Genomic DNA, 13085 nt, shown 5'->3' with positions numbered 1-13085 from the left:
AAATTTTATTCAAGATTTAGAAATAAAAACCAAGTCAGCAACTTATTCAAAGCCATAATTCAGAATTAATTTTGTATGACTGGCCGATAGAGCAGCGATTTGCCGTGCCCGCGTTAGCGAGTATTTGAGCGTCGCGTCTGAATCAAGGGTTTAAGACCCCCAATAAATCTTCCCTTTCAGAGACGTGCAAGGGATGATTTAGTGGTCTTTAATGAGCGCAAAATCTGAGCCAGGTAAACCTCGGATGAAAACTTTCTAAGAGAGTGACGGATTCAAACCCGCCACTAATTGATTTTGAATTTGTAATTCTGAATTTTGTATTCTTGTTCAATTAACCGCTAACAACTACATCATGACAACAGCTTCAAAATTTATGTCTACATCAACTGCAAGTCCAATTAAGTCTGTATCTACTCAAATAGGAACTCCTGAAATTAAGAAGGGCTTCAATCTTCTTGGATTAAATGTATCCGAGTTCGAGTTGAATGAGCTTCAGCATGGTAATACTATTTCACTAGCAAGTAGACGTTTAAGTGAAATTGGCTCAGTTCTGATACTTGCAGAAGCTATTTCATCATTGCATTCAGTCAAAAACATTACGTTACAAGATTTGCCAAAAATTATGACAGAATCTTTAGACTGTTCTGGTATTCCAGTCCATCGTTGGAATGATGATACATTTGGTAATTGTTATCTTCTTCTAACTTTAGAAGATGGTAAGCCCGCATTTAAGATATCATCACAGAAGTAGCATCAACCACAATAATTCCAGATATCTTTTTTGGGTAAATCAACAACAAAGCAATTATATTGTTCATCAATATTGTCTCAGCTTTACCCTGCTTTTATTCGGAAGATATTGAAGTTATAAAATCGATGAATTGTGTGAATATACTGTTCATTCCATCTATGATTTTTTCAATAAGTCAAAAATGAACAGTAAACAGTTATCAAGGTCTTGGGTTAGGGATTTAAACCCTAACTCCAGCTAACCACTTCAATCAGTCAATATTCACCAATTTTCAGTCAAAACAACTCGTGACTGATAACGACAGAGAGGCAAAGTTTGACTACCTCAGCAGTAGCACACAATTTTTTGAGTCAAATTTCAAACTTGGAGTAACAGGATTATGGAAATTAGCAAATTACTTAATACTAATATCGAATCTTCAACGGTTTTAATAACACCAATAGAGATAAAGGAGAAATTGCCTATAAATAATCTGGCTGCGAAAACCGTATTGCAAGGGAGGCAAGCTATAAAAGATATTCTTGATGGAAAAAACTCTCGGAAGTTGATTATTGTTGGTCCCTGTTCCATTCATGATTTCAATGCTGCTTTGGAATATGCAGAAAAATTGAAACGTCTCGCGGACGCAGTTCAAGATAAATTTTTGATTGTCATGAGGGTTTACTTTGAAAAACCGAGAACTACTGTAGGTTGGAAAGGATTGATTAATGACCCAGATTTGAATGATTCGTTTAATATTGAGAAAGGATTATTCATGGCACGGAATTTGCTACTCAAAATTGCTGAATTAGGATTACCGGCTGCCACAGAAACCTTAGATCCTGTAACACCTCAATATTTTTCTGATTTGATTTCTTGGGCTGCAATTGGCGCTCGCACTATTGAATCTCAAACTCATCGTGAAATGGCAAGTGGCTTATCTATGCCAGTTGGTTTTAAAAATGGTACTGATGGAAATATCCAAGTTGCTATTGACGCTATTCAATCAGCTAATAAACTCCATCATTTTTTAGGAATTGATCAAAGGGGTCAAATCTCTACTTTTCAAGCCAAGGGAAATCTGTATGGTCATATAATTTTACGTGGAGGTGGTGGTAAATCGAATTTTGATACAGCTACTGTAGCTTGGTTAGAGAAGAAGCTAGAGGAACTCAAATTACTGCAAAGAATTGTCATTGACTGTAGTCATGGAAATTGTTATAAGGATCACAAGCTCCAGGCTACAGTTTTTAACAATATTATTCAGCAAATTGTAGATGGGAATAGATCAATTATTGGTATGATGATTGAGTCAAATCTGTATGAGGGAAATCAGAAAATTCCTATAGATTTGAATGAATTGAAGTATGGTGTTTCTGTCACAGACAAATGTATTGGTTGGGAAGAAACAGAAGAAATTATTCTATCTGCTCATCAAAAATTAAGCACAGATAGAAATATCACACTATCCAGTTGTGGAATGTTTGTATCTGGAGTTCCTGTCCGAAACGTATTGACAACTGTAGGATAGCTGTTGACCACATATTGGCAATCCTAAATCATTGGTGAAAAATCTTCAGTAATGTATGGTGGGCAATAATGCTAAACGCTTCCTTCCAATGTCATAACTCATAAAAGGCACTGCCCACTTTACGTAATACTGTTAAGTTAACAGATTTCTCTTTCAAAGACCCTCCCCCCCTTTATTAGGGGGGCTTTTTTAATGAAGTAAATATCTGCTATTTTTTACACAAAAACTCATGATTTATAAATCATATGAAATGTATTTTTATCGGCTCATTATTACATCAATACACCGAATGATTTTCCTTTATTTTCAAACAAAAATCCATTGAAACTATATTTGATTAGACTTACATTATAAATGTTGTGATTCAAGAAAATCTTGAATATTTTTTTTAAGTACCAAACACAATAGGTTATTTATGACCCAACAAGATATCTTTAATCAAGTCCAATTTATCGTCGCAGCAGAACTTGCAAATGAACAACAAAAAATCACACCAGAGGTTAATCTTACTCAAGATTTAGGAGCAGATTACTTAGACTTGATAGCAATGTTCCAAAAACTAGAGGATACTTTCAATACAAGAATTCCTTATCGGGAAGCAAAGCAACTTGTAACAATAGAACAAATTGTTAATTACATAGATCAAAAAATTTTTATTTGAATTTTACTTATGATTAGCAAACATATACGGCGAGCCAAACTTTTGAGCTTCTATGGAAATTCCCTAGCCGATGGCTTTCCTACCCACCCTGAGCAATTTAATCAAATATCAATAGCCAAGGCTATATTTCAGCAAATATGACACGCCCTTCCTTTATCGACATAAGTAAACAACGATTCTTTGACTCTTTGTGTGAGACTAATTCATGCTTTACAATCAGCAACGCCAAAAATTTTTTTAATTACAAACTACGAATTAATACATTGAGGAGGTTTAAGAATGAATATCGCACAAAATCTTGAGCTTGCTTGCTACCTTTTCCCCAACAAACCAGCCCTAATCTTTGAAGAACAATGTTTGACTTATAAAGACCTTGATGAGATGGTAAACCGTGTTGCTAACGGTTTACGCAGTTTGGGTATTAGGCGTAGAGATCGTGTAGTTTTGTTTTTGCCAAATATTCCAGAATTTGTAATTTCTTATCTTGGCATTTTGAAAATTGGCGCGGTTGTGGTTTCAATCAACGTCATGCTCAAAACTGATGAAGTCAGATATATTCTCAATGATTGTGCTGCTAAAGCAATTATTACAACAGAGCCACAAACTGAGTATATTCAAGAGGCAGATTTACCTGAGTTACAACACATTTTAATTGCAGAAGGTAGAGCCAACAATAATATTAGTTTAACACAATTGATGGCAAAGTTCTCTCCTGAAGCACGGGCAGTTGAAATGACTCACGATGCTCCTGCAAGTATCCTTTATACATCAGGGACTACAGGCTTTCCTAAAGGTGCTACACTTTCTCATGGCAATGTTATTTTTAATAGCTACGGTGCTAATTGTTGTTACCGCATTCAAAAGAGCGATCGCTTATTACTTTTCCTACCTTTATCCCATTGTTTTGGACAAAATGCGATTATGAATGCTGGCATTTCTGCTTGTTCAACTATCATTTTACAACGTCGTTTTGACCCAGAACAAGTCCTAAAAACTATCACTACACATCAAGTAACAATGTTATTTGGAGTGCCGACAGTATTCATCAAACTGCTGAATATGGATACTTCTAACTACAACTTAAAAAATATCCGCTATTACTTTTCAGCAGCAGCACCCATGCCATTACAAGTAGCAGAGAATTGGTACACAAAATATGGACTCGTGATTCACGAAGGGTATGGTCTAACTGAAACATCACCATTTGCCACTTATAACCATAACTTGAAATATAAGCTAGGTAGTGTTGGCACACCCATTGCCAATGTGGAAATGAAGATTGTCGATGGTGATGATAATCAGGTAAAAATAGGCGAGTTGGGTGAGATAGTTATCAAGGGTTCCAACGTTATGCTTGGTTATTGGAATCGCCCTTTTGAAACTGCCGAAGTTCTGAAAAACGGCTGGTTACATACTGGTGACATTGGTCGGATGGATGAAGACGGTTTTTTCTACATTGTTGACCGTTTAAAAGACATGATCGTTGTTTCTGGATTTAAGGTATATCCGACAGAAATTGAAAATGTGATTTATCAACATCCAGGAGTAGCCGAAGTAGCTGTCTATGGCGTACCCGATCCTCTTAAAAACGAGACTGTCAAAGCAAATATTATCCCAAAAACTGGTCACACAATCACAGAACAACAAATCATTGATTTTTGTTATGAGAAAATGGCAGCTTATAAAGTTCCACGTGTGATTAATTTTGTGAATTCAATTCCAAAAAACTCGACTGGTAAAGTACTAAAGCGAGTTTTATCTCAGGAATCCATATCTAATTTTGCTGAAAAAAGGCAAGAATTAGGAGTTAGGAGTTAGGAGTTTATTTTATCTACATCATCTTTTTTTGTAAAATTAGAGTAGGCGATCGTGAACATAGAAACTATTACCAAAACCTTAAATTCATTGGATAAGTCGCAGATAAATACTGCTATCCAACCTAATATATTCTCAATTGAACAGACAAGTAATTTAACTGTTGCAGCAGCTTTGGTGAAGACGCTGGAAAATTTGGGAGTCCGCTATGCTTTTGGGCTGTTCGGAGGCGGAATCACACCTTTTATAGCTAGCCTAGAGCAAAGCTCAATCGAGGTGCTGCAATTTCGTCATGAAACTGGAGCAGTATTTGCAGCTATTGAGTCGTACTTTGCTAGCGGACATCCTGTCGTAGTATTTAGCACAACTGGGCCAGGTATTACTAACGCTCTGACTGGGCTGTTTGCTGCTCGTTGGGAAGGAGCAAAAATTATTTTCGTATCTCCTTCCACTTCTGCAAACCAACGCGGACGTTGGGCTTTTCAAGAAACTAGTCAGTACACAATGTCTAATACAGGCATTTTTACTTCGGGCACATTATTCCATTATGCGACCACCGTTGAATCCAGTTCGGAATTTCCAGAAATTGCTCGCAGGCTGGCACTAGGTGTAGGAAAATTAGGTGGCTTTGTCGCTCATGTTAGTATTCCGAGAACGATCCAGACAAGTTTGCTCACAACACCATTACCCCATGTGAATTTCTCGCCAACTTTGGTAACTGTTGGGGAAGATGCTATTAGCAAATGTTTACAACTGCTGTGTGAAGCACCGTTTGCCATTTGGGTCGGTTTCGGTGCTAGAGATGCAGCTTTAGAAATTTTCCAACTTGCCGAGAGAACAGGAGCGGCGGTGATGTCATCGCCCCGTGGTAAGGGTATATTTCCTGAGGATCATCCTCAGTTTGTTGGTGTGACTGGCTTCGGCGGACAAAGCTCTGTTTTAAGGTATATGCAAGAACAGCGCCCTTTACGGGTACTGGTTTTAGGAACTAAATTAGGTGAATTTACTTCATTTTGGAACCCAGTCATGGTTCCTTCAGGTGGGTTTGTCCATGTGGATATTGACCCAGAAGTACCGGGGACTGCTTATCCATGTGCCGAGACATTCTCCGTTCAGTCTGATATCGGAGCTTTTGTCAGGTCGATACTGAAGTATTTTCCAGAAATCTCTCGTCCGTCAACAATGTTAGCCCTACCTCATGCTGAACGTCAGGTAATCAAGCCCCATGTGGAGGATCAGGTGCGCCCTGAATTTTTGATGGATGCTATTCAAAGAGTAATTGTTGAGAACAGCGACGCAATAATTATCACCGAGGCTGGTAACTCCTTTGCTTGGGGAACAAATATGCTGCGATTTGCTGCGCCAGGACGTTACCGTGTAAGTACTGGGTTTGGTTCAATGGGACATGCTGGTACGGGCATCTTGGGTGCCGCACTGGTACGAAATCGTAAGGCTGTAGCCATTCTCGGCGATGGTGCCATGTTAATGAACAACGAAATCAGTACTGCTGTCAAACACAAAATTCCTGTTGTCTGGGTTGTACTCAATGATGGACGTTACAACATGTGCGACCAAGGTATGAACATGGAAGGATTCCACGGTATAGATGCAGAGATTCCCAGCCCAGATTTTGTGATGATTGCCCGTGCTATGGGAGGCGATGGTATTCGTGTAAACAAAGAGTCTGATGTGGAAGCGGCTTTAGAAAAAGCACTAACTTTGAGTATTCCATTTGTTGTTGATGTGATTATCGATCCGACTCGTCCAGCACCGATAGGTAGTAGGATTGACAGTCTTATTTTTCAGTAATATTTGTCATTTGTCATTGGTCATTAGTTATTCTCTCTGTCCCCGCTTCCCCACTCCCCATTCCCTTTTTCAGGAGATTTATGATGATTTATCCACCAGTAGGAATTCGTTCAATTGCAGTTAACTTTCCTAGTGTGATTCGTACTAATGATTATTGGCGAAAGAATTACCCTGATTTAGTTGCAAAAGCTGAGCAAAAAAGTCTATCAAAGGTATTTTCGCCTGCTGATTCCACCCCCAGCAATCAGTTTGAACTGGAAATGTCACCGTATCTCAAAGACCCTTTCCGTGGTACTGTTGAGCGCAGAATATTGGGTCCACAAGAGTCATCACTGACGCTTGAGTATGGTGCAGCAAGGGAGGCTTTAGCAGCGGCAAATCTGTATCCTGAAGAGGTGGATTTGATGATTGTTGCTTCACTTTGGCCGGAAAATCTTCTACCTGGCAATGCGGCTTTCCTTGCTGCTAAACTTGGTGTGCGCGGTGCGGCTTGGAATCTTGATTCTACCTGTTCTAATGCTATGGTTGCCTTGCAAAATGCCACTGCGCTGGTGCGAACTGGAGAGTATCGCAATGTATTGGTGGTAGTTTCTTGCACTTACTCTCGCTTTACTGACGAAAATGATACTCTCTCATGGTTTTTCGGTGATGGTGCTGGAGCCTTTGTGGTTGGGGCGCTGAAACAAAATCAGGGAATTATTAGCACCAAAATTGTGAACACATGTGCAACTTGTGATACCTTTTATAATGAATTAACCACGGATGCTGAGGGCAAGCCAAGGATGTTAATTCGGGCAGCTAAGCACACGAACAAAGTACTGAGTGAGACTGCTGTGGATTATTTGCGTGAGTGCTGCTTGGGTGCGATCGCTACCGCTGATGTTACCCTAGATGAAATTCAATTTTTTGCTTTTAATACACCCACTGCTTGGTATTCCCGCCTCTGCATCGAAGCACTGGGCATCCACCCAGAAAGGACAATTGACCTTTATCCCCAATATGCCAATATCGGACCAATGCTACCCATCGCTAATCTTTACCACGGCGCACAATTAGGCAAGATTCAGGAAAATGATTTGGTTCTTGTATACTCCATTGGTTCAGTATCTAATGCTGCTGCAACTGTAATGCGTTGGGGCAATGTTGCTCTAAGTCCGGCAGGTAGGTCTAGAACCAGAGATAATCTAATTGAAGAGGCTTGTTTGGTGAGTTAGAGGATGTTTTACAACTATTTTTAGCATTTCAGGTAGGGGCAATTCATGAATTGCCCCTACAACTTTAGGAATAGCTACAATTAAGCCAAATGTTTAGGCGTAGTCCGTCGTAGACATAACTCAAGCGCGTTAGAATACAGAATCAATTGTTACTCATTAAACGGTAATTTACTTATGAGTCAAGTAGAAAACATTCAAGCTGAGTACGAAAAGTTTCCTGAGCAATTTGAAAGTATAATTATTAGCACTGTTAGCGCAGAGGGAATACCTAATGCTAGTTATGCTCCCTTTGTGATGGATGACGCCAAGAATATCTACATTTATGTCAGTGGTCTTGCAACTCATACCACAAATCTTTATGCCAATCCTCATGTTAGTGTTTTGTTTATTGAGGATGAAGCCAAGAGTAACCAAATTTTTGGTCGTAGCCGTTTGAGTTTTGATTGTACGGCAACTTTGATAGAGCGGGAAACTGACAAATGGAATCAAATTGTTGACCAATTTCAAGGGCGATTTGGTCAAATTATAGAAGTTTTACGCGGCTTGTCTGATTTTCGGATTTTCCAGCTAACTCCCCGTGAAGGTCGTTTCGTAATAGGTTTTGGGGCAATTTATAATATTAGTGGTGATAACCTTTATCAACTTGTTCAAGTCACACCAGATAGTAACCAAAACCAAGGATGAATTAGAAGTTATGAATCAATACGCTTGGGTTAAGTAAATTTATCTGTTAAGGCAGGCAGGGGAAGCAGGGGGAGAGAAAAAAGCTTAACTGAACTGTATTGAGTTATGAATTAGGAATTATGAACGATTCAATTAAACTAAATTTTTTAATTTTATGCTTAAGTTTCAACCTCCTGGCTTTGGACATAAAGTAATCCATACATCCTTGGGGGCAATGGTTTACTATACCCAAACGAATGCACCTTGGGCAATTTCTGACATTGAAAATTTACGCCCACTTCTGTTTTTGCATAACTTTGGTGGTGGCGCATCTGCATATGAATGGTCTAAAGTTTACCCAGCTTTTGCCTCAAATTACCAAATTTTAGCGCCTGATTTAATCGGTTGGGGAGAATCGGCTCATCCAGTCAGAGATTACCAAATTAGGGATTATCTGGGTGCGATCGCCGAATTTATCATCCAAACCTGCCACCAGCCAGTCACAGTAGTCGCTTCGTCCCTTACAGCCGCTTTTGCTATCCGCCTAGCTATTACCCAACCCAATTTATTCCAAAGATTATTTTTGGTGTGTCCTTCTGGATTTGATGACTTTGGACAGGGTGCCGGGCGCAGACTTCCGCTTTCGGTAATTAATACACCTCTGCTAGACGATTTTATTTATATTCTTGGTGCAGAAAATGAAATTGCCGTCCGAAACTTTTTAGAAAGTTTTCTCTTTGCCAAATCACAACGAGTATCCCAAGAAATGGTAGAAGCTTATTTAACTTCTGCACAACAACCTAATGCCAAATTTGCCGCTTTGGCATTTTTGCGGGGTGACCTTTATTTTGATTTGAGTTTATATATTCAACAACTAACAATTTCCACGGTAATGTTTTGGGGAGAAAAAGCACAATTTACTAACATCAAATTAGGACGACGATTGGCAAATTTAAATACAAATGCAATTCAAAAGTTTTATACGATCGCAGATGCCGGAGTCTTACCTCATTTAGAAGTACCAGAAGTTGTCATTGGTTTGTTGCAGCGATATCTTGGGTAGCTGGGGATTGGGGAAGATGAGGGAGATGAGGGAGATGAGGGGGCAGGGGAGGCAGGGGAGGCAGGGGAGGCAGGGGGAGAAATAACCAATGACTAATGACTAATGACTAACTCTGCGTTTAATGCTTGAGTAATGCGATCGCTAGAAACTTCTAAGTTGGTCAAATTTAACCAATTTTTAACTATCTAATTAACTTATCTTAAGTATCCTTGCATTTAGGTTTTAACTGTGGGATTATCAAATTTATGATACGATAATCCGAGTATTTAAAACAACTTAATAAACAACCTCTAATAATCACTATGAACTCATTTTAATAATTTATAAATAGCTGGAGATTACTTAATGAAAGCATTACTCGCTGAAGCAACATGGACACCAAAAAAACAAAATTTGAACAAAAATTTAGCTGTTTCAGGGAGCCTTGCATGGAAAGATCCACAGTTTAGTATTATTGATAAAACACTTCCTGCTCCTAGACCTGATGAGCTTCTAGTAAGAGTAAAATATTGTGGTATATGTGGCTCAGACCTTCATGTTTATGAGACAGATCCAGAAGGATATATTCGATTTTCTGGTCCTACCAAATTACCCATCGTTTTAGGACATGAGCTTTCAGGTGAAGTAGTCGAAGTCGGTAAAGAAGTTAAAGGATTTTTTCCGGGTGATATTATCACTACGGAGAGCATTTTGTGGTGTGGACACTGCACAGCTTGTCGCACAGGAATGCCCAATCAATGTGAAAATGTCGAACTGTTGGGATTAACAATCGATGGTGGCTTTGCTGAATATCTAACTCTGAAAGCAAATTATTGTTGGAAACTTAATCACTTGCAAGAAAGATATTCCATTGAAGAGATTTATAAAATAGGTACTTTAATAGAACCTATTGGTTGTGCTTATAACGGTATCTTTATATCAGGAGGTGGTTTATTACCTGGTGCATTTGCCATAGTTTATGGCGTAGGAGCAATTGGGCTAGGCGCTGTCATGTTGCTGAAAGCAGCAGGTGCAGCCATAGTAATAGCAGTCGATTCTATTGAAGAAAGACTCCAGATTGCGAAATTAATGGGAGCTGATTACGTTTACAATATAGCGACTACAAAAGATTTTTCTGAAGTAGTTCAAGAAATTACTGGAGGTTGGGGAGTCGATATCCAAGTTGAAGCCGCAGGAGCAGCTAAACACACTATCCCAATGATGCAAAGAAATATTGCCAAAAGAGGAAAAATTATTTATTTAGGTAGGGCAGAGTCAGAAGCATTTATAGACTTGAATAGTCTTGTAAGTGGCGCACATACAATAGTAGGTTCTCGTGGACATTCTGGGTATGGTATATTCAATAACGTCATCACTATGATTCACAAGGGAAAACTTTTAGGAGTTGAAAATCTTGTAACTTCATCTTTTCCCTTTAGAGACATATTAAATGTTTTAGAGTTTTCGCGTTCCAGAAAAAATGGGAAAATACTAATTGATATGCACTCTGTATAAGAGAAGCATAAAAGCGTCAGATTTTAAATTTTAGATGAAAGAAAAGGATTTGTTCCGCCTTAATGTGGCAGTGCATGTAGCTTGCTTTTTCGCAGGAGTACCTAAATAATCTAAAATCTAAAATCGGCACGGTCAATAATTAATTACCTTGTATTTTGGAAAGTAGTTTTAAGCAATGAACCAAACTTTATTTCATGTTACCTTTCCTGTGACAGACCTGGCTCTGGCAAAAACATACTACGTCGATCGCCTGGGTTGCATTCCTGGTCGAGAAAACCATCAACTTTTAATTTTCAATCTCCACGGTCATCAATTTGTTGCTTATTTGACGAAAGAAATTCTTGTACCTCAACCCAACATCTACCCCAGGCATTATGGAATTATTTTCACCTCAAAATCTGATTGGGAAGATGTACTAAAAAGAGCGCAGCAGCAAGAACTTACTTTTAGAGAAAAACCAAGGTTACGTTTTCCTGATTCTTTTATAGAACATGACACCTTCTTTATAGAAGACCCCTTTTATAACTTTATCGAGTTTAAACATTATCATCACCCTGAAGCAATTTTTGGAGATTTTGACTATACGAAAATAGAAGAGCGAGTTTGAGCGCTGGATTAATCTTCAGTCAGGGTTCTCTAGTTGAGTGAGTACTTGATGAAAAACCTTGCTACTCACTTTCCTGCAACTAATCCAATAATTTGAATGTTAGTAAATAGTGATTTACAAGACCGATGGATTCTTCGCTATGTGAAATTGGCGATCGCTAATATGCTCTCCAATTTGATGGTACCGCTCTCTGGAATGGTGAGCGTTTCCTTTTTGGGACACTTGCAAGAGTTCGATCATTTAGCTGGAGTTGCACTGGCGACAGTTGTATTTAATTACCTTTATCGAACATTCAATTTTTTGCGTCTATCTGTTACTGGAACAACTGCCCAAGCGACTGGAAGAAACGACCGAGAGTCAGTGCTGCTGATAGGCCTACGCAACGTTTTAATTGCGTTGGGCTTCGGGCTTGCTGTCTTGCTCCTGCAATACCCACTGCGAGAGTTGGGGTTTATTGTCTTGAACAATGCTCCAAATGTGAAAGCGGCAGGGGTGGACTACTTCAATATGCGGATTTGGGGTATGCCTGCGGTTCTAGTCAATATGGTGTTACTCGGTTGGCTGATGGGACGCGAACAAAGCGGGAAAGTCTTAGCTCTGTCAGTTTTTGGTAACCTTGTCAACATCGTTTTGAGTTACTACATTATTGTGCGAGCGGGTTTAGACAGCAAAGGAGCAGGCCTCGCACAAGCTTTGAGCCAATATCTGATGATGGTGTTGGCACTAATTTGGGTGAAGAGTGAAATCCAGTGGACAGAGATCCGCGCCCTCGCGCCTCAGCTTTGGGACAAATCTGCCTGGAATGATACCATCGTCCTGGGACGGGATCTTTTTGTGCGGACGCTTGCGATTGGCTTTACCTTCTCAGCTTTTACCAATCTGTTCGCCTCCATAGGAACGATCGCCTTTGCGGAAAATGTCTTGGTGATTGAAGTGATGACGCTGGGAATTCAAATACTCAATGGCTTGTCTTATGCGACAGAAACCTTGACAGGTAACTTTCATGGCACAAACGAAAAAGAGAAGATGATACCGATGTTGAGCGTTTCTGTAAGTGTATGTCTGATATTTGCAGTCGGCATTGCCCTTACCTGCATCCTTTTTCCTCAGACGGTATTTGGGCTACTCACAAATCACACAGAAATTACGACCCAAGTCGATCCCTATGTTCCTTGGCTAATGAGTGTGTTGGGTCTGTATGCGTTTGTCGTTTCAATTGAAGCTTACTTCTTTGGTTTGGCAGAAAGATTAATACTCCGAAATGCGGCTTTTATCGCAACTGGGTTAGTGTTTATTCCTACAGCAGCCTTTGCTTGGAAGTTGCAGAATGTTCATCTGTTATGGTTGGCGATGTCTTTATTCATGGTGACTAGAGCGGGAGTGCAGGGAATTCAAATTCCTAAAACATTGAAACTAGCGGCAGAGAATCTTACTGCTGCTGAAAATATTCAACATCATTGAAGAAGAATTCAGAATTCAGAAATTTTGACTCCAAAAT

General features: G+C 39.4%; 12 protein-coding genes. All 12 read left to right on the top strand.

What is annotated here, in order from left to right; genetic code table 11:
• Positions 1-352: 352 nt before the first annotated feature.
• The 12 genes from IQ276_RS19885 to gntT all read left to right on the top strand — a co-directional run bounded on the left by IQ276_RS19885 (position 353) and on the right by gntT (position 13048).
• The gene (locus IQ276_RS19885; protein ID WP_309245599.1) at positions 353-751 is read left to right on the top strand and encodes a hypothetical protein; all 399 of its coding nucleotides are present in this window, start codon (positions 353-355) and stop codon (positions 749-751) included.
• Between the two features lie 379 nt (positions 752-1130).
• A complete protein-coding gene (locus tag IQ276_RS19880; protein WP_190882743.1) occupies positions 1131-2261 on the top strand; it encodes a 3-deoxy-7-phosphoheptulonate synthase in 1131 nt (376 codons plus the stop codon).
• 415 nt (positions 2262-2676) lie between these two features.
• Positions 2677-2922, top strand: coding sequence for an acyl carrier protein (locus tag IQ276_RS19875; protein WP_190882744.1), 246 nt, complete (start codon positions 2677-2679; stop codon positions 2920-2922).
• Positions 2923-2931: 9 nt separating this feature from the next.
• The gene (locus IQ276_RS40265) at positions 2932-3063 is read left to right on the top strand and encodes a hypothetical protein (protein WP_255264340.1); all 132 of its coding nucleotides are present in this window, start codon (positions 2932-2934) and stop codon (positions 3061-3063) included.
• Between the two features lie 138 nt (positions 3064-3201).
• Positions 3202-4740 (top strand): long-chain-fatty-acid--CoA ligase, encoded by a 1539-nt coding sequence (locus IQ276_RS19870; protein ID WP_190882745.1) that lies wholly within the window; start codon positions 3202-3204, stop codon positions 4738-4740.
• A gap of 51 nt (positions 4741-4791) precedes the next feature.
• A complete protein-coding gene (locus IQ276_RS19865; protein WP_190882746.1) occupies positions 4792-6546 on the top strand; it encodes a ScyA-related TPP-binding enzyme in 1755 nt (584 codons plus the stop codon).
• Positions 6547-6629: 83 nt separating this feature from the next.
• Positions 6630-7760, top strand: coding sequence for a 3-oxoacyl-ACP synthase III family protein (locus IQ276_RS19860; RefSeq protein WP_190882750.1), 1131 nt, complete (start codon positions 6630-6632; stop codon positions 7758-7760).
• 174 nt (positions 7761-7934) lie between these two features.
• Complete coding sequence (locus IQ276_RS19855) at positions 7935-8444, top strand: HugZ family pyridoxamine 5'-phosphate oxidase (RefSeq protein ID WP_193916962.1); 510 nt, start codon at positions 7935-7937, stop codon at positions 8442-8444.
• 154 nt (positions 8445-8598) lie between these two features.
• A complete protein-coding gene (locus tag IQ276_RS19850; RefSeq protein WP_193916964.1) occupies positions 8599-9486 on the top strand; it encodes an alpha/beta fold hydrolase in 888 nt (295 codons plus the stop codon).
• 345 nt (positions 9487-9831) lie between these two features.
• The gene (gene iolM, locus IQ276_RS19845; protein ID WP_193913602.1) at positions 9832-10980 is read left to right on the top strand and encodes a scyllo-inosose 3-dehydrogenase; all 1149 of its coding nucleotides are present in this window, start codon (positions 9832-9834) and stop codon (positions 10978-10980) included.
• 175 nt (positions 10981-11155) lie between these two features.
• Positions 11156-11587: a VOC family protein gene (locus tag IQ276_RS19840; protein ID WP_193913600.1), complete on the top strand. Its 432-nt coding sequence runs from the start codon at positions 11156-11158 to the stop codon at positions 11585-11587.
• A 96-nt stretch (positions 11588-11683) separates the two neighbouring features.
• Positions 11684-13048, top strand: coding sequence for a guanitoxin biosynthesis MATE family efflux transporter GntT (gntT, locus tag IQ276_RS19835; RefSeq protein WP_193913598.1), 1365 nt, complete (start codon positions 11684-11686; stop codon positions 13046-13048).
• The last annotated feature ends 37 nt before the right edge of the window (positions 13049-13085 follow it).

Origin of the sequence: Desmonostoc muscorum LEGE 12446 (assembly GCF_015207005.2) — a bacterium.
Classification (GTDB): Bacteria; Cyanobacteriota; Cyanobacteriia; order Cyanobacteriales; family Nostocaceae; genus Nostoc; species Nostoc muscorum.
This window is presented reverse-complemented; position numbering and strand designations above follow the sequence as displayed.